Source organism: Streptomyces sp. WAC00040 (genome assembly GCF_056835925.1).
Genome location: NZ_JAKQZE010000001.1, coordinates 2,110,552 through 2,126,710 on the forward strand (window position 1 = coordinate 2,110,552; position 16,159 = coordinate 2,126,710).

The 16,159-nt window shown below is 70.4% G+C and carries 18 protein-coding genes; 13 read left to right on the forward strand and 5 right to left on the reverse strand.

What is annotated here, in order from left to right:
- Window positions 1-187 precede the first annotated feature (187 nt).
- The 4 genes from rpmG to MDN94_RS09645 all read left to right on the forward strand — a co-directional run bounded on the left by rpmG (window position 188) and on the right by MDN94_RS09645 (window position 2,245).
- The gene (gene rpmG / locus MDN94_RS09630; protein WP_005314221.1) at window positions 188-352 is read left to right on the forward strand and encodes a 50S ribosomal protein L33; all 165 of its coding nucleotides are present in this window, start codon (window positions 188-190) and stop codon (window positions 350-352) included.
- Between the two features lies 1 nt (window position 353).
- Window positions 354-602: a type B 50S ribosomal protein L31 gene (locus MDN94_RS09635; protein WP_482725458.1), complete on the forward strand. Its 249-nt coding sequence runs from the start codon at window positions 354-356 to the stop codon at window positions 600-602.
- Window positions 599-1,735 (forward strand): CobW family GTP-binding protein, encoded by a 1,137-nt coding sequence (locus MDN94_RS09640; protein ID WP_482725459.1) that lies wholly within the window; start codon window positions 599-601, stop codon window positions 1,733-1,735. Before MDN94_RS09635 ends, MDN94_RS09640 begins: the two co-directional genes overlap by 4 nt.
- 267 nt (window positions 1,736-2,002) lie before the next feature.
- Window positions 2,003-2,245, forward strand: a complete 243-nt coding sequence (locus MDN94_RS09645; RefSeq protein WP_005314214.1) for a DUF397 domain-containing protein — start codon at window positions 2,003-2,005, stop codon at window positions 2,243-2,245.
- Window positions 2,246-2,311: 66 nt separating this feature from the next.
- Here the strand turns inward: MDN94_RS09645 and MDN94_RS09650 are convergent, their stop codons facing one another.
- Window positions 2,312-2,824, reverse strand: a complete 513-nt coding sequence (locus MDN94_RS09650) for an ATP-binding protein (RefSeq protein ID WP_482725460.1) — start codon at window positions 2,822-2,824, stop codon at window positions 2,312-2,314.
- Between the two features lie 315 nt (window positions 2,825-3,139).
- On the opposite strand from MDN94_RS09650, the gene MDN94_RS09655 reads away from it, so the two are divergent.
- From MDN94_RS09655 to MDN94_RS09680, 6 genes are all read left to right on the forward strand, one after another.
- On the forward strand, window positions 3,140-4,060 hold the full coding sequence (locus tag MDN94_RS09655; protein ID WP_356620710.1) for a helix-turn-helix domain-containing protein: 921 nt from the start codon (window positions 3,140-3,142) through the stop codon (window positions 4,058-4,060).
- A 62-nt stretch (window positions 4,061-4,122) separates the two neighbouring features.
- Window positions 4,123-5,580 carry an aldehyde dehydrogenase family protein gene (locus tag MDN94_RS09660; protein ID WP_482725461.1) on the forward strand — a complete coding sequence of 486 codons (1,458 nt, stop codon included), beginning with the start codon at window positions 4,123-4,125 and terminating at the stop codon, window positions 5,578-5,580.
- Between the two features lie 117 nt (window positions 5,581-5,697).
- On the forward strand, window positions 5,698-6,249 hold the full coding sequence (locus tag MDN94_RS09665) for a DinB family protein (RefSeq protein WP_482725462.1): 552 nt from the start codon (window positions 5,698-5,700) through the stop codon (window positions 6,247-6,249).
- 44 nt (window positions 6,250-6,293) lie between these two features.
- Window positions 6,294-6,935 carry a PadR family transcriptional regulator gene (locus MDN94_RS09670; RefSeq protein ID WP_482725463.1) on the forward strand — a complete coding sequence of 214 codons (642 nt, stop codon included), beginning with the start codon at window positions 6,294-6,296 and terminating at the stop codon, window positions 6,933-6,935.
- 85 nt (window positions 6,936-7,020) lie between these two features.
- Window positions 7,021-7,950, forward strand: coding sequence for an ATP-binding cassette domain-containing protein (locus MDN94_RS09675; RefSeq protein ID WP_482725464.1), 930 nt, complete (start codon window positions 7,021-7,023; stop codon window positions 7,948-7,950).
- Window positions 7,947-8,726, forward strand: a complete 780-nt coding sequence (locus MDN94_RS09680; protein WP_482725465.1) for an ABC transporter permease — start codon at window positions 7,947-7,949, stop codon at window positions 8,724-8,726. The genes MDN94_RS09675 and MDN94_RS09680 overlap by 4 nt, the downstream gene beginning before the upstream one ends.
- A gap of 48 nt (window positions 8,727-8,774) precedes the next feature.
- On the opposite strand, the gene gad is transcribed toward MDN94_RS09680, so the two are convergent.
- The gene (gad, locus tag MDN94_RS09685) at window positions 8,775-10,199 is read right to left on the reverse strand and encodes a glutamate decarboxylase (RefSeq protein WP_482725466.1); all 1,425 of its coding nucleotides are present in this window, start codon (window positions 10,197-10,199) and stop codon (window positions 8,775-8,777) included.
- An 84-nt stretch (window positions 10,200-10,283) separates the two neighbouring features.
- Here gad and MDN94_RS09690 point away from each other — a divergent pair, with 84 nt between their 5' ends.
- Window positions 10,284-11,042 carry a MerR family transcriptional regulator gene (locus MDN94_RS09690; RefSeq protein ID WP_482725467.1) on the forward strand — a complete coding sequence of 253 codons (759 nt, stop codon included), beginning with the start codon at window positions 10,284-10,286 and terminating at the stop codon, window positions 11,040-11,042.
- 78 nt (window positions 11,043-11,120) lie between these two features.
- Here the strand turns inward: MDN94_RS09690 and MDN94_RS09695 are convergent, their stop codons facing one another.
- On the reverse strand, window positions 11,121-11,486 hold the full coding sequence (locus MDN94_RS09695; protein WP_482725468.1) for a YbjQ family protein: 366 nt from the start codon (window positions 11,484-11,486) through the stop codon (window positions 11,121-11,123).
- 131 nt (window positions 11,487-11,617) lie between these two features.
- Here MDN94_RS09695 and MDN94_RS09700 point away from each other — a divergent pair, with 131 nt between their 5' ends.
- Complete coding sequence (locus MDN94_RS09700; RefSeq protein WP_482725469.1) at window positions 11,618-12,319, forward strand: DedA family protein; 702 nt, start codon at window positions 11,618-11,620, stop codon at window positions 12,317-12,319.
- A 23-nt stretch (window positions 12,320-12,342) separates the two neighbouring features.
- On the opposite strand, the gene MDN94_RS09705 is transcribed toward MDN94_RS09700, so the two are convergent.
- Window positions 12,343-14,016 carry a threonine/serine exporter family protein gene (locus MDN94_RS09705; protein ID WP_482725470.1) on the reverse strand — a complete coding sequence of 558 codons (1,674 nt, stop codon included), beginning with the start codon at window positions 14,014-14,016 and terminating at the stop codon, window positions 12,343-12,345.
- A 138-nt stretch (window positions 14,017-14,154) separates the two neighbouring features.
- On the reverse strand, window positions 14,155-14,649 hold the full coding sequence (locus tag MDN94_RS09710; protein ID WP_005314187.1) for an inorganic diphosphatase: 495 nt from the start codon (window positions 14,647-14,649) through the stop codon (window positions 14,155-14,157).
- Window positions 14,650-14,715: 66 nt separating this feature from the next.
- Between MDN94_RS09710 and dacB the strand changes: the two genes are divergently transcribed.
- Window positions 14,716-16,158 carry a D-alanyl-D-alanine carboxypeptidase/D-alanyl-D-alanine endopeptidase gene (gene dacB / locus MDN94_RS09715; RefSeq protein ID WP_482725471.1) on the forward strand — a complete coding sequence of 481 codons (1,443 nt, stop codon included), beginning with the start codon at window positions 14,716-14,718 and terminating at the stop codon, window positions 16,156-16,158.
- Window position 16,159 lies beyond the last annotated feature (1 nt).

The following is a 16,159-nucleotide window of genomic DNA, read 5'->3' on the forward strand; positions in this document are numbered from 1 at the left end:
CCGCAGGCGGCCCCCCGGTTCGCCTGCCCGTCGCGCCACCGTCGCCATGTCGCGGACGCGCGCCGGACCGGCGTCCCGCGGCCGGTGGCGTCGTCCGGCCTGCGCGACCGCTGCTCCGGCACGCACGTGCCCGGCCTGCGCGGGCGATGACTTTGATAATGGAAATCATTTCCATATACTGCGCGTCATGGCTCGCAACGACATCCGCCCGGTCATCAAGCTCCGCTCCACCGCGGGCACCGGCTACACCTACGTCACCCGCAAGAACCGCCGTAACGACCCGGACCGGCTGACCCTTCGCAAGTACGACCCGGTCGCCGGCCGGCACGTCGACTTCCGAGAGGAGCGCTGACATGAAGTCCGGTGTCCACCCGCCCTACGGGCCTGTCGTCTTCCGCGACAAGGCCGCCGGCTTCGCCTTCCTGACCCGGTCGACGGCCACCGGCGCGAGGACCGTCGACTGGGAGGACGGCCACACCTACCCGGTCATCGACGTGGAGATCTCCTCCGCGAGCCACCCCTTCTACACAGGGACGGCGCGCGTCCTCGACACGGCCGGCCGCGTCGAGCGCTTCGAGCGCAGGTACGGAGGCGGAAGGTGACGCTGCCCGTCGTACTCGTCGGCGGACTGCACGCCGACGCCCGCCGGGCAGCCGTGGAGCGGCTGCTCACCACGGTGCCCGGCAGCGTCGCCCTTCACCACGACCTCTCGACCGCCCAACGGGGCACGGTCGTCAGGACGGTCCGCGACGCACGGGGCGTCCGCGACACGGGGGAGACGCCGCTCGTCAACGACTGCGCCTGCTGCGCACTGCGTGAGGATCTGGTGCCCGAACTGGCGCGGCTCGCCGCGGACGGCGCCACCGGTCTCGCGGTCGTCGAGCTGTGGGACTCGGTCGAGCCCAAGGCCATGGCGGAAGTGATCGCGGCGCACGGCGGCGAAGGTCTCGCCCTGACATCGGTGATGACCGCCGTGGACCCCGCGCTGCTGCTGCCGTATCTCGCCAACGGCGACGACCTGACGGACGCGGGGCTGGCCGCGGCGGCCACGGACCGGCGCACGATCGCGGACACCTGGGCGCGTCAGCTCGAGTACGCGCCGGTCCTCGCCCTCGTCGACAGCGAGGAGGCGGACGACGAGGACCGCGCCCTGCTGGCACAACTGCACCCGACGGCCAGGCGGATCGCCGTGGACGGCGAGGGGCTGGCCGCCGCGGCCGTCGCCGGGTTCGACGTGGACGCGGCCGCCGCCGCGCAGCATCCGGCCTGCGCACGGCTGCCGCAGGAGGCCGACGACTGCGGCGTCGCCACCTATGTGTGGCACAGCTGCCGGCCCTTCCATCCGGAACGTCTCTACCAGGCGCTGGAGGACCTGACCTGCGCGGCGGCCCGCAGCCGCGGCCGGTTCTGGCTCGCCGACCGGCCGGACACCCTGCTGGCCTGGGACGCGGCAGGCGGCGCGCTCTGTGTCGAGAGCGCGGGGCCCTGGCTCGCCTCGCTGCCGGACGCCGCCTGGGAGATGGTCCCGCCCGTGCGCCGGGCGGCCGCCGCGCTCAACTGGCACCCCGAGCACGGAGACCGCTGCCAGCACCTGGTGTTCACCTCGCCGGGCCTCGACCGCGACGGACTCCAACAGCTCCTCGAGTCGTGCCTGCTGACCGACGCCGAGTACGCCGCGGGCCGCGAGGCCTGGAAGCGGCTGCCGCCCGCCTTCGACTCCCTGCTCGAGGTCTGACATGTCAGCCCGCGTCTCGGCTCGTCCGGCTGAACGGACGGGCACGGCCCGTCCGTATCCACCGGGGGCGCCCGGAACCGGGCCGCGACAGATGGCACCGATCGGCGGTGGCATGCGTCTCCATGGGTGAGGCCGTCGCTGCTGTAACCGCGGGGACACCCCGCGTGCACGTGCATCTGCTCGCGCATCGGCCTCATGCATCTGCATGTGAACACAGCTATGATCCCGGATAGTTGACACTTGCACCTTGCACCCCGGGAGCGACTTGTGCACCAGGTCTACAACGGCATGGCGGCGACGGAGCTTCGCGGGGTCGTCTGGCAGAAGAGCCGTCACAGCAATTCGCAGGGTTCGTGCGTGGAACTCGCCAGACTTCCGGACGGCGACGTGGCGATGCGCAATTCGCGGCACCCCGACGGGCCCGCGCTCGTCTACACGCCCGCCGAGATAGAAGCGCTGCTTCTGGGCGTCAAGGACGGGGAGTTCGATCACCTGATCGCGGGGGCGTGAGGCCCGGCCGCTCCGGCGCACGCCGGGCCGGGACACGCGACCGTGTCCCGGGCGTGGGCGACCGGTTCAGACCGATGGAGGCGCCTGGTTCAGACGGAACAGCGCCCAGACCACCTTGCCGCGCAGCGACCCGGCGAGCGGGTGCCAGCCCCAGCCGTCGCTGAAGGAGTCGACCAGGAAGAGCCCGCGGCCGGACTCGGCGGCGAAGTCCTCCTCGGCCTCTCGCGACCGGGGGCCGTCGTGGCTGGGGTCACGCACCGCGCACACCAGCCGGCCGGTCCACCGCATCAGGTGCAACCGGACCGGGGCTTCCTTGGTGGGCTCGTGCGGGGCACCGTCGGACGGCAGAGCGTGCCGCAGGGCGTTGGTCACGAGCTCGGAGACGACCAGGGCGACATCGTCGAAGCGTTCGTCCAGCTGCCACTGGCCCAGCGTGTTCTTGGTGAACATCCGGGCGCCGCGCACCGCTTCGAAGCGGGCGGGCAGGGCGCACGAGGCCGAACTCGAGACGGCCGCGGGGTCGAAGGGGGGAAGGCCCTGCCGTAACGGCTCGAGCATGGTGGATCCATTCGGTCCCATGCGAGGCACTCCCGGGAATCGCGGCTGTGACGCTACAACACGAACGAGCACGCAGGTGCGCGAGGACCATGGTTCCGAATGCGTAGGGCAGATGCAAGGGCAGATGCACGTGCACGCGCCGGACCTGTCCGCGCCCGTGCCGGTTCTTGCTCATTTCTTCCACCAATATCTTGCGCGCTCGGCCCTGCGCGCCTTCTCATTTCCGTAATCGAACGAGTACGGGCTGAAGCGTTTTGGTGGCAGAATCCGGCTCTTGGGGTTCGGGGGGACCTCCGGAAGCATCGGTGTCGAGCGAACAGAGCGTGCACAGCAGGGATGGGGAGGGTCGAAGTCGTGGCAGCAGGCGAGTCAGCGTGGTCGTGGGAACAGTCCCGTGCCGAGGGCCCGGGCGGGGGTTCGGTGGTACGGCGCATCCTGCTGGGGTCACAGCTCAGAAGGCTGAGGGAATCGCGTGGCATCACGCGAGAGGCTGCCGGCTACTCGATCCGCGCGTCCGAATCCAAGATCAGCCGTATGGAGTTGGGCCGGGTGAGCTTCAAGGCGCGCGACGTGGAGGACCTGCTGACGCTCTACGGCGTCGCCGACGACAGCGAACGCGATGCGCTGCTCGGGCTCGCCAAGGAGGCCAACGTCGCCGGCTGGTGGCACAGCTTCGGTGACGTACTGCCCGGCTGGTTCCAGACATACATCGGCCTCGAGGGTGCCGCCTCGCTGATCCGCATCTACGAAGTGCAGTTCGTGCACGGGCTGCTGCAGACCGAGTCGTACGCGCACGCCGTCGTCACCCGCGGAATGCCCGACGCGCCGCGGGCAGAGATCGACCGCAGGGTCGCGCTGCGCCTGGAGCGCCAGAAGACGCTCGTCTCCGAACGCGCCCCGCACCTTCACGCAGTGCTGGACGAGGCGGCCCTGCGCCGCCCGTACGGCGACCGGGCGGTGATGCAGGCCCAGCTCCGCCATCTGATCGAGGTCTCGGAGCACCCGAACATCACGCTTCAGGTCATGCCCTTCAGCTTCGGCGGCCACGCGGGCGAGAGCGGCGCGTTCACCATGCTGCGCTTCCCGGAGTCGGACCTCTCCGACATCGTCTACCTCGAGCAGCTGACCAGCGCCCTGTATCTGGACAAGCGCGAGGAGGTCGCCCAGTACGAGCGGGTGATGGAACGGCTGACCGAGGACAGTCCTGATCCGGCCGAGACCCGTGACCTTCTTCGGGGTCTCCTCCAACTCATCTGAAACATAAGTACGATGACGCAACATCAGACGTCCGTGCTCATGCCTCTGGAGTAAGGGATCACATGTCCTTCTTCACCGATCTGGCCCAGCAGTACATAGACGGCGAGTGGAGGCCCGGCAGCGGCTCCTGGGACATCATCGACTTCAATCCCTACGACGGTGAGAAGCTCGCCTCGATCGCCGTGGCCACGGCGGACGAGGTGGACCAGGCGTACCGCGCGGCGGACCGCGCTCAGCGGGCGTGGGCGGACACCAACCCGTACTCCCGACGGGCGGTCTTCGAGCGGGCCCTTCGGATCATCGAGGACCGCGAGGAGGAGATCGCGGAGGCGATCGTCGCCGAGCTCGGCGGCACCCGGCTCAAGGCGGCGTTCGAACTGCATCTCGCCAAGGAGTTCATGCGCGAGGCGGTGCACCTGGCGCTGCGGCCGGAGGGGCGCATCCTGCCCTCGCCGGTCGACGGCAAGGAGAACCGCGTCTACCGGGTTCCGGTCGGAGTGGTGGGCGTCATCAGCCCCTTCAACTTCCCCTTCCTGCTGTCGGTCAAGTCGGTGGCCCCGGCTCTCGCCCTCGGCAACGCCGTGGTCCTCAAGCCGCACCAGAACACCCCGATCTGCGGCGGCTCCCTCGTGGCCAAGGTGTTCGAGGAAGCGGGACTGCCTGCCGGCCTGCTGAACGTCGTGATCACGGACATAGCCGAGATAGGCGACGCGCTCATCGCGCACCCGATACCGAAGGTGATCTCCTTCACCGGCTCCGACAAGGTGGGCCGGCACGTGGCCACCGTCTGCGCGGCCAACTTCAAGCACGCGATCCTCGAACTCGGCGGCAACAGCGCCCTGATCGTCCTCGACGACGCCGACATCGACTACGCGGTGGACGCCGCGGTCTTCAGCCGGTTCGTGCACCAGGGCCAGGTCTGCATGGCCGCCAACCGCGTCCTGGTGGACCGCTCGGTCGAGAAGGAGTTCACCGAGAAGTTCGTCGCCAAGGTGCGGACCCTCAAGGTGGGCGACCCGGCCGACCCGGCGACCCACATCGGCCCACTCATCAACTCCTCCCAGGCGGACGCGGTCTCCGCGCTGGTCGAGCAGACGGTGGAGGCGGGTGCGACGGCGCTGCTGCACGGCGCCGCGGACGGCAATCTCGTCTTCCCTTCGGTGCTGACCGGCATCCCCGCCGACTCGCCGGTGCTGACGCAGGAGATCTTCGGTCCGGTGGCCCTGATCGTCCCCTTCGACGGCGAGGACGAGGCGGTCCGGATCGCCAACGAGACGCCGTACGGCTTGAGCGGCGCCGTGCACACCGGTGACGTGGAGCGGGGTGTGCGGCTCGCCAGGCGGGTGGACACCGGCATGATCCACATCAATGACGGCACCGTGCACGACGAGCCGATCGTGCCCTTCGGCGGCGAGAAGCAGTCGGGTCTCGGCAGGCTGAACGGCGACTCGATGCTCGACTCGTTCACGACCCAGAAGTGGATCTCGGTCCAGCACGGGCGCTCGCGGTTCCCGTTCTGACGAATCTTCCTCCGTAGGGCCCTTGCGGACAGAAGCTGACCGCAAGGGCCCGTAGCTTCTGAGGTGTCGGCAGGAGGGCGGACGGCCCTTCCCCACGATCCGGAAGGCGGACACACCATGGTCACCCACGTTCCCGCGGAGGCCCACGGCGACGAGCGCGGCGCGCTCCTGTCCTTCGTCGAGGCGCAGCGGGGCGCGATCCGGCGCTCCGTCCTCGGTCTGACGGAGGAGCAGGCGGCGAGCCGGCCGAGCGCGAGCGAGCTGTCGCTGTCGGGGCTGGTCAAGCATGTGGCGGAGACGGAGCTGAACTGGCTGCGGCTGGCGCAGCAGCGGCCGAGCGAGAGGCAGCGCAGCGAGGAGACCTGGGGCGACAGCTTCCGCCTGGTCGACGGCGAGACCGTGCCGGGTGTGCTGGCCCTCTGGGAGTCGGTCGCGAAGGAGACGGAGGAGTTCATCCGCTCGGTGCCGAGCCTCGACGACACCTTCCCGCTGCCCCCGGCGCCCTGGTACCCCAAGGACGCGCGGGTCTCCATGCGGTGGCTGATGATGCACCTGGTCGAGGAGATCGCCCGGCACGCGGGCCACGCGGACATCATCCGCGAGTCGCTGGACGGCAAGGGCGCGTTCGACCTGATCGCGCTGGAACAGGGTGGGGACTGGGGGGCGTGACGACCGCTGCGTACCCTGGTCAAAGTTGATTAGGAGGTACGCGGATGTCAGCGATCCGGCTTCTCGTCCTGGGGGCCGTGCGCCAGCACGGACGGGCGCACGGCTACCAGGTCCGCAACGATCTCGAGTACTGGGGCGCCCACGAGTGGTCCAACGCCAAGCCGGGGTCGATCTATCACGCGCTCAAGCAGATGGCGAAGCAGGGACTGCTGCACGCCCATGAGATCGCCCCCTCGACGGCGGGCGGGCCGCCGCGGACCGAGTACGAGATCACCGAGCGGGGCACCGAGGAGTTCTTCGCGCTCCTGCGGGAGTCCCTGACGGCGCACGACCAGAAGACGGACGTGCTCTCGGCCGCGATCGGTTTCATCGTCGATCTGCCCCGGGACGAGGCGGTGGCGCTGCTCAAGGAGAGGGTGCGTGGTCTGGAGCAGTGGCGGGCGGCGGTCACCGAGTACTACACGCCGGAGGAGGGCCCCCAGTCGCTGGGCCACATCGGCGAGATCATGAACATGTGGGTCTCGTCCGCGGACTTCGGCGCGGAGTGGACACGCGGCCTGATCAGCCGGATCGAGGACGGCGCCTACACCTTCGCCGGTGAGGGGGAACCGTTCATCGGGGTGCGGGCGGAGGGCGACGAGAACCCTTACGCGACGGGCGAGCCTCATGAGGGCGATCTCGGCTAATCAAGTTTGACCAATCGATTTCAGGGGACTACCCTACGGCAGTGGTCAAATTTGACTACTGTCCCAAGGCTGCTGGAGGAGACGGATGACGGACGCGATCGTCGTCGAGGGTGTACGGAAGCGGTACGGGGACAAGCACGCTCTGGACGGCCTGGACCTGACGGTGGCGAGCGGCACCGTGCACGGCGTGCTCGGTCCCAACGGAGCGGGCAAGACCACCGCCGTGCGGGTCATGGCGACACTGCTGCGGCACGACGAGGGCGTGGTGCGCGTCGCCGGTCACGACGTGCGCACCAGGGCCGGCGAGGTCCGTAAGCGGATCGGCCTGCTCGGGCAGCACGCGGCGGTCGACGAAGAGCTCGGCGGACGGCAGAACCTCGAGATGTTCGGGCGGCTGTACCACCTCGGCGCACGCCGGGCGGGCGCCAGGGCCGACGAGCTGCTCGAGCGGTTCGACCTCGTGGACACCGGACGCAAGGCCGTCAAGCTCTACAGCGGCGGCATGCGCAGAAGGCTGGATCTCGCGGCCTCGCTGATCACCGAGCCCGAGGTGCTGTTCCTCGACGAGCCCACGACAGGACTCGACCCGCGCGGCCGGGCCGAGGTGTGGGCCTCGGTGCGCTCCCTCGTCGGCGCCGGCACCACGGTGCTGCTGACCACGCAGTACCTGGAGGAGGCCGATCAGCTGGCCGACCGGATCTCGGTCGTCGACGCCGGACGGGTGATCGCGGAGGGCACGGCGGACGAGCTGAAGGCCAAGACCGGCGGCGACCGGATCGACGTGGTCCTGCGGGACGCGGACCGCCTCGCACTCGTCGCCTCCCTGCTCCCCGGCGAGGCGATCGTGGACCCCGACCGGCGGCTCGTCAGCGCGCCGGTGAGCGACCGGATGGCCGCCCTGACCGAGACCGTGCGGGCACTGGAGGCGGCCGGGGTGGAGGCCGAGGACCTGTCCGTCCGCCGCCCCACCCTCGACGAGGTCTTCCTCCACCTGACGAAGGAGCACGCGGCATGAGCAGTTACGTACTGACCGACTCCTGGACCATGACCCGGCGCGAACTCGCGCACTGGGCACGGCAGCCCGTGCAGGTCGTGGTCGGGCTCGTGTTCCCCGTGATGCTGCTGCTGATGTTCGGCTACCTGATCGGCGGCGGCCGGGGCGTGGAAGGGGCCTACGTCGACTTCCTGATTCCGGGCATGCTCGCGCTGACGATGGCCTTCGGTCTCGAGGCGACGATGCTCGCGGTCACCCAGGACCTCAACAAGGGCGTCATCGACCGCTTCAGGTCCATGCCCATGGCGTCGTCCGCGGTGCTGGTCGGGCGCAGCTTCGCGGACATGCTCCAGTCGGCGCTCGGCCTGCTGGTCATGATCGGCGTCGGCCATGCCATCGGCTGGCGCTGGAACGGCGGCTTCGGCGCGCTGCTCGGGGCCGTCGGGCTGCTCCTGCTGCTGCGCTTCGCGATGCTGTGGGCCGGCATCCACCTCGCGATGGTCGCGGGGAAGCCGGAACTGGTACAGGCCGTGCAGATCCTCGTCTGGCCGGTCGGCTTCCTGTCCAACGCCTTCGCGACGCCCGAATCGATGCCGGGCTGGCTGGGCGCGGCCGTCGAATGGAACCCGATCTCGGCGACCGCGACGACGGTCCGCGACCTCGCGGGCATCCCCGACGTGACCACGGGCTCCTGGGCCGCGGAGCACGCGGACCTGCTGGCGGTGGCCTGGCCTCTGGCGCTGGTCGCGGTCTTCTTCCCGCTGGCGGTCTCCCGCTTCCGGCGTCTGGGCCGCTGAGACGGCGGGGCCCGGCACCGGCCGGTGCCGGTGCCGGGCCGCCCCCGCTCAGTGGTGGAAGGCCGTGGCCTCCGCGGTGCTCCTGGTCAAAGGGTGCGACTGGGCGTGCAGTTCGGGAAGCAGCAGCCGCAGATCCTCCAGGAGCAGTTCGGCGAGGTCCGCGGAGAAGCCGTTGCGGCAGACCACCCGCAGCACCGAGAGGTCCTGGCGGTTCGCCGGGAAGGTGTAGGCGGGCACCAGCCACCCCTTCTCCCGCAGCCGCCGCGACACGTCGAAGACGTCGAACGACTTCACCTCGGGCGCGGTCGTGAAGGCGAAGACGGGCAACTGGTCGCCCGCGGTGAGCAGCCGGAAGTCGTCCAGCGCCCCGATCCGATCGGCGAGCTGCGTCGCCACCTCGCGGGCCGTCCGCTGGACGGCCCGGTATCCCTCGCGCCCGAGCCGCAGGAACGTGTAGTACTGCGCCACCACCTGCGCGCCGGGGCGGGAGAAGTTGAGGGCGAACGTCGGCATGTCGCCGCCGAGATAGTTCACCCGGAACACCAGCTCCTCGGGGAGTTCGTCGGGCGACCGCCACAGCGCCCACCCCACACCGGGGTAGACCAGCCCGTACTTGTGCCCCGAGGTGTTGATCGAGCACACCCGCGGCAGCTTGAAGTCCCAGACGAGGTCCTCGTCGAGGAACGGGGCGACCATCGCGCCCGACGCGCCGTCGACATGGACCGGGACGTCCAGGCCGGTGCGCTCCTGGAGGTCGTCCAGCGCGGCACAGAGCTCGCCGACCGGCTCGTAGGAGCCGTCGAAGGTCGAGCCGAGCACCGCCACCACCCCGATGGTGTTCTCGTCGCACAACTCGGCGGCGGCCTGGGGGTCAAGATGGAAGCGGTTCCCCTCCATGGGCACGAGCCGTGGCTCGACCTCCCAGAAGTTGCAGAACTTGTCCCAGCAGACCTGCACGTTGACGCCCATCACCAGGTTGGGCCGGGCCGTCGCCGGATAGCGGTCGGCGTTCCGCTTCGCCCACCGCCGCTTGAGGGCCATCCCGGCGAGCATGCAGGCCTCGCTCGAGCCGGTGGTCGAACAGCCGACGGCCGAGGCCGGTTCCGGCGCATGCCACAGGTCGGCGAGCATCGCCACACACCTGCGCTCCAGCTCCGCCGTGCGCGGGTACTCGTCCTTGTCGATCATGTTCTTGTCGCGGCACTCGGCCATCAGCTCCGCCGCCTGCTGCTCCATCCAGGTGGTGACGAAGGTGGCGAGGTTGAGACGGGAGTTCCCGTCGAGCATGAGCTCGTCGTGCACCAGCTGATACGCCGTGAGAGGCGGCATCGGGCCGTCCGGGAGGCGGTGCGTGGGCGGGGCGGCCGTCATCCCGCCGACCGGGTCGGCCGGACCGAAGAAGGGGTTGACCGCGAGCCTGCGCCGCTCCGGTGTGTGGTCCTCGGTCCCGGTGGTGCCCTGGTGGAGTGCCATAGCCCACAGGCTCGTACGGGCTTGCACCTCACGCAACGTGAGGCAGCAGTCTGGGTCCGTAAAGCGAAGGAAGGAGCGAAGGCGATGAGCTACTCCGTGGGACAGGTCGCCCGTTTCGCCGGAGTCACTGTGCGCACGCTGCACCACTACGACGAGATCGGACTGCTGCGTCCGAGCGGCCGCAGCGGGTCGGGCCACCGGCGTTACGACGACGCAGACCTGGACCGGCTGCAGCAGATCCTGTTCTACCGGGAGCTCGGCTTTCCCCTCGAAGAGGTGGCGGCACTCCTGGACGACCCCGACGCGGACCCGCAGGCCCACCTGCGGCGGCAGCACGAACTGCTCTCCGCCCGGATCACCGGACTCAAGGAGATGGCCGCGGCCGTGGAACGAGCCATGGAGGCGAAGAAGATGGGCATCAACCTGACGCCCGAGGAGAAGTTCGAGGTCTTCGGGGACTTCGACCCCGAAGAGTACGCCGAGGAGACCGAGCAGCGCTGGGGCGGCACCGACGCGTACGAGGAGTCCCGGCGGCGCACGGCCTCGTACACGAAGGAGGACTGGCTGCGCATCCAGCGCGAGGCCGACGAGATCACCCGGCGCTTCGTGGCGCTGATGGACGCGGGCGAGGAGCCGGAGTCCCGGGCCGCCATGGACGTGGCGGAGGACCACCGCCGGTGGATCTCGAGCCACCACTACACCTGCACGTACGAGATCCACACGGGCCTGGCCGAGATGTACGTCGCCGACGAGCGGTTCACCCGCAACATCGACAAGGCCAGGCCCGGGCTCGCGGCGTACGAGCGGGAGGCGATCCTCGCGAACGCCGTCCGGCACCTCTGAGCCCCGCGGGCGGGCACGGACCGGGCGAGGGGGACCGGACGGGCCGGGCGACGGCCGGGAGCGCCGCGTCCCGCGCCGTCACACCTTCGCCACCGTCACCGCCGTGCCGTACGCGCAGACCTCCGTGCCGACGTCCGCGGCCTCCGTCACATCGAAGCGGAAGGCGAGCACCGCGTTCGCCCCCCGTGACCGGGCCTGCTCGACCAGGCGCTCCATGGCCTGGTTGCGGGTCTCCACGAGCGTCTTGGTCAGACCCTTGAGCTCGCCGCCGATCATCGACTTGAGGCCGGACCCGATCTGGCTGCCCAGATGCCGCGAGCGCACCGTCAGGCCGAAGACCTCGCCGATCACCTGCTCCACACGGTGGCCGGGGAGGTCGTTCGTCGTGACGACCAGCACATCGGCCTGCGGGCCCTGCCCGCCGCCGTAATCATCGATTCCCATGGTGAAAGCTTCGGGGCCCTGCGTCCACCTCGCATCCGCAGGGGCAGGTGGAACCGGGTGTCACCCGTATGCGTTGATAGCTTTGGGCAGCCGACCCTGCCGACGACTATCACCACAGGAGCCCGGACCTCGTGAACACCCTTGCGCTCGGACCGAGCTGGCTCGACCCGGACTACCTGATCACCACGTTCGGGCTGATCGGCGTCCTGGTGATCGTCTTCGCCGAGTCGGGCCTCCTGATCGGGTTCTTCCTGCCCGGCGACTCGCTGCTGTTCACCACGGGTCTCCTGGTGACCACGGGCGCGATCGACATGCCGCTGTGGCTGGTCTGCACGCTGATCGTGATGGCCGCCGTCATCGGTGACCAGGTCGGCTATCTCTTCGGCCGCAAGGTCGGCCCGGCCCTCTTCAAGCGCCCCGACTCCCGCCTCTTCAAGCAGGAGAACGTGGAGAAGGCGCACGACTTCTTCGAGAAGTACGGCCCGAAGTCCCTGGTCCTGGCCCGCTTCGTACCCATCGTGCGCACGTTCACGCCGATCATCGCCGGTGTGAGCCGGATGAACTACCGCTCGTTCGTCACCTTCAACGTCATCGGCGGCGTCCTGTGGGGCGCCGGCGTCACGCTGCTCGGTGCCGCGCTGGGCAAGGTCGAGTTCGTCCACAAGAACATCGAGGCGATCCTGATCCTGATCGTCCTGCTCTCGGTCGTCCCGATCGTGATCGAGTTCCTGCGGGCCCGCTCCAAGAACAAGAAGTCGGAGGCAGCCGCAGCCTCCGCGCCGGAGGGCGAGATCCCGCCGTCGTCCCGTGGCGGCCGTCACGCCAAGCGCTGACCCCGACCGCAGACGCGGAGACCCTAGAAGCCGCGCGTCCGCTTGGCCGCGCGGCGTCCGCCCGGCGTCTCCTCGCCCGGCAGGGCGCCGGTGACCCCCGGCGCCCGCAGGAACAACCGGGAGATCTCGCCACCGAGGTTCACCCCGATCGCGATGGCCAGCGCCAGGGCGGCCGCCTTGCTCAGCGAGGCGAGTCCGGTGTTGAGATTGCCGCGGGCGACCTCCAGCAGTCCGAAGTACGTGGCGCTACCGGGCAGCAGCGGGCCGATCGCGGCCGTCACGTACGGCAGCGCCGACTCGAACCGGAATCGCGAGAGCATCTGGCCGAACAGGCCCACGAGCCCCGCGGCGAGGGCGGTAGCGGCCACAGGCGAGCCACCGGCGACGTCCGCGACCGCGCCGTACACCACCCAGGCCACACCGCCGCTGAAGGTCACCAGGGCCACGGTCCGGCGCTCCTGCTGGAGCATCACCGCGAAGCACAGCGACAGGCCCATCGCCGCTAGGGTCTGCGTGACCGGCCGCGGCACGCTGTGGATCGCGGTCTCCGGACTGAGTCCGGCATCCAGAGCGACACCGAGATAGAGCACGCCGAGCACGCCGACGACGATGCCGACCACCAGATAGCCGACCTCGAGCAGTCGCGCGGCCGCGGTGATGTAGAAGCCGGTCAGTCCGTCCTGCACGCCGGCCACGAGTGCTCGTCCGGGGATCAGGGCGAAGAGTCCACCGGTGATGACGGCGGACGCCCGCAGTTCCAGCGGTGACAGGCTCAGCGCCACGCCCATCGCCGCCGGGGGCATCGCCGCGGCGACGAACTGGTAGAACTCGGGCAGCCCGCGCCCGGCGCACAGCCACGCCAGCCGGTCGCCGAGCATCGCGCTGACCGCGGCGGCGAGGAACACCACCGTGTCACCGCCGACGAGCACGGAGGCGGAGCCCGCCAGCAGCCCGCCGGCCAGAGTCAGCGCCCAGCCGGGGTAGGGGTGCCGGTTCCGGCGGATCTCGGCGAGACGCCGGTACGCCTCCTCCAGCGTGACGTCCGACTCCTCGGCGCTGATGTCGTGGACCAGCCGGTAGACGGCGGCGAGCCGGGTGTAGTCGGTGCCGCGCCGCCGGACGGTCCGGTTCGCGGTCACCGGGTCGTCGACCAGGGACGGCTGATAGGTGATCGACAGCAGGGTGAAGGTGACCGTCGGCTCGCAGCGGTCCAGCCCGTACGAGCGGGAGATGGCGAACATGGCCGCCTCGACGTCCTCGGCGCCCTCGCCACCTGCGAGCAGCAACTCGCCGATACGCAGGGTCAGGTCGAGCACCCGGGGCACGGCCGGACCCGCCTCGTCGTGCCGGTGCGGTGTCTCCGGCACCGGCCGCTCGCCCACGGGCATCCGCAGCATCGCCCGCATGCGGTCCTGCCAGGGCGCGTCCTTGGTGAGCCGCACCATCGGGATGCCGTGCGCGGGGGTGAAGGCGGGCGGCGAGGTCCTGGCGCTGTAGGTGCGCGGCGGAGCGAACGCGGAGCCCTCGGGCTCCGCGGGCGGCTCGGGGGCCAGACCTTCTGGGACGGCGAACTCGGAACTGGGGTGGTCCTCTTCCGGCGCCCCGGGCTGTTCCACCCCCGCCGGCGGGACGAAAGCGCTGTGCGCCTCGTCGGACTGAGGCTTCCGGTCTTCCGGACCCTCGGGTTCCGCCACCACTCGTGTTCCTCGCTCCCTCTCGTACCGCCCCTTGACCGGCGCTTCTGCCCAGTATGGCCGCGGGCATGGGCCCAAACGCGACGCGGGCGGGACACCAGATGGTGTCCCGCCCGCGTCGCGTACGTCAGCGGTACCGCGTCAGTGCGCGCCGCCCTGCGCCTCGAGGCGCTTGAAGGAGGCCTCGATCTCGGCCTCGGCCTCGGCGCGGCCGACCCAGTCGGCGCCCTCGACGGACTTGCCCGGCTCCAGGTCCTTGTAGACCTCGAAGAAGTGCTGGATCTCCAGGCGGTCGAACTCCGACACGTGGTGGATGTCCCGCAGGTGCTCCACGCGCGGGTCGGACGCCGGCACGCAGAGCAGCTTGTCGTCGCCGCCCGCCTCGTCCGTCATCCGGAACATGCCGATGGCGCGGCACTTGATGAGGCAGCCCGGGAAGGTCGGCTCGTCGAGGATGACCAGCGCGTCCAGCGGGTCGCCGTCCTCGCCGAGGGTGTTCTCGACGAAACCGTAGTCGGCGGGGTAGCTGGTCGAGGTGAAGAGTCGACGGTCAAGGCGGATCCGACCGGTCTCGTGGTCCACCTCGTACTTGTTCCGCGAACCCTTCGGGATCTCGATGGTGACGTCGAACTCCACGGGTGGCTCCTCCATGATCAACACATAGCAAGACGCAGTACTGGTGATTAAGTGTCCCTCACGCACATGTGTGATCGCGAAAGGGGCTGGTGCGAGGTGCCGAAGGTCAGGACGTGGCAGCTCGCAGCAGGTGCTGCCGTGGTCGGCCTCACCCTCTCCGCCGGGGCGGTGGCCGCGGCGGGACCTTGGGACAACGGTCAGCGTAAGGCCGAGAAGCAGCGGGTGGCGGCCCACGGCCCCACGGGTGGCGCACATCACCAAGCGCCCGCACCGAAGAGCCCGGCGCCGGCGCCCTCCGCCGCCTCGGTGCTCGAGGCCCTCGGCGGCCCGCGGACCGTGTCCGCGGAGGTCCCCGCCCGGGCGGACGGCCTGGCCGGGACGCTCGGGCCGCTGCTCGCCGACTCCGGCCTCGGACCGGCGCCCGCCGTCTGCGTCGTCGATCTCACCACCGGCGAGCGGCTGTACGGGAAGCGGGCGGAGACCCCCATGGTCCCGGCGTCGACCGTCAAGATCGCCACAGCCGCGGCGGCCCTCACCGCACTCGGACCGGACCACCGCATCCCCACCACGGTCGTCGCCGCTCCGGACGCAGACGCGATCACGCTGGTCGGAGGCGGCGACGCGACCCTCGACCGGGCCCGTCTCGCCGAACTGGCCGACCTGACCGCGAACTCCCTGCGGGCGCGAGCCGAGGGCTCCCGGAAGGCCGCCACGGTCCGGCTCGTGTACGACGCCTCGCTCTACCAGGGCCCCGTCCTGCATCCCATCGGCCCCAACGACAACATCGCCCCGGTCACCGCCCTCATGGTCGGACAGGGCCGGCTCGACGACCGCACGAGGGGGCCCGCCACCCGCAGCGCCGACCCGGCGGGCGAAACGGCCCGGGTCTTCCGCGAGCAGCTCTCGGAACGCGGGATCAGCACGACGCCGCCCGCACCCGGGCGCGCGCCGGCCGACGCGGTCCCCCTCGCCCAGGTGCTCTCCGAGCCCCTGTCGACCGTCGTCGAGCGGATGCTCACCGACAGCGACAACGACATCGCGGAGTCACTCGCCCGCCAGACCGCCGTCGCCACCGGCGACAAGGCGTCGTTCGCCGGCGCGGAGCGGGCCGTGACCGAGCAGCTCCGCCGGCTCCAGCTGCCGCTGGCCGGTACCCGGTTCGCCGACGGTAGCGGGCTGAACCGCCGCGACAAGGTGTCGGCGGCGCTGCTCACGACGGTTCTGGCGCGGGCGGCGGACGCGGCCCACCCCGAGCTGCGGCCGATCCTCACCGGACTCCCCGTCGCCGGCTTCAGCGGCACACTCGAGGACCGCTACTCCGACACCTCCGCCGGCACCGGCTTCGTCCGGGCCAAGACCGGCACCCTCACCGGCATCAACTCCCTGGCCGGCACCGTCGTTGCCCCGGGCGGCCGACTCCTCGGCTTCGCGTTCCTCGCCGCGGACACACCCTCCCCCTACGAGGCGCAGCCCGCTCTGGACCGGCTGGCGGCAGCCCTGGTCTCCTGAG

Bases quoted from the DNA above. Each gene is read 5' to 3' on its own strand.
- rpmG (WP_005314221.1), top strand. From the start codon at position 188: ATGGCTCGCAACGACATCCGCCCGGTCATCAAGCTCCGCTCCACCGCG.
- MDN94_RS09635 (WP_482725458.1), top strand. From the start codon at position 354: ATGAAGTCCGGTGTCCACCCGCCCTACGGGCCTGTCGTCTTCCGCGAC.
- MDN94_RS09650 (WP_482725460.1), bottom strand. From the start codon at position 2,824: ATGGGACCGAATGGATCCACCATGCTCGAGCCGTTACGGCAGGGCCTT.
- MDN94_RS09655 (WP_356620710.1), top strand. From the start codon at position 3,140: ATGGGGAGGGTCGAAGTCGTGGCAGCAGGCGAGTCAGCGTGGTCGTGG.
- MDN94_RS09660 (WP_482725461.1), top strand. From the start codon at position 4,123: ATGTCCTTCTTCACCGATCTGGCCCAGCAGTACATAGACGGCGAGTGG.
- MDN94_RS09665 (WP_482725462.1), top strand. From the start codon at position 5,698: ATGGTCACCCACGTTCCCGCGGAGGCCCACGGCGACGAGCGCGGCGCG.
- MDN94_RS09670 (WP_482725463.1), top strand. From the start codon at position 6,294: ATGTCAGCGATCCGGCTTCTCGTCCTGGGGGCCGTGCGCCAGCACGGA.
- MDN94_RS09675 (WP_482725464.1), top strand. From the start codon at position 7,021: ATGACGGACGCGATCGTCGTCGAGGGTGTACGGAAGCGGTACGGGGAC.
- MDN94_RS09680 (WP_482725465.1), top strand. From the start codon at position 7,947: ATGAGCAGTTACGTACTGACCGACTCCTGGACCATGACCCGGCGCGAA.
- gad (WP_482725466.1), bottom strand. From the start codon at position 10,199: ATGGCACTCCACCAGGGCACCACCGGGACCGAGGACCACACACCGGAG.
- MDN94_RS09690 (WP_482725467.1), top strand. From the start codon at position 10,284: ATGAGCTACTCCGTGGGACAGGTCGCCCGTTTCGCCGGAGTCACTGTG.
- MDN94_RS09695 (WP_482725468.1), bottom strand. From the start codon at position 11,486: ATGGGAATCGATGATTACGGCGGCGGGCAGGGCCCGCAGGCCGATGTG.
- dacB (WP_482725471.1), top strand. From the start codon at position 14,716: ATGTGTGATCGCGAAAGGGGCTGGTGCGAGGTGCCGAAGGTCAGGACG.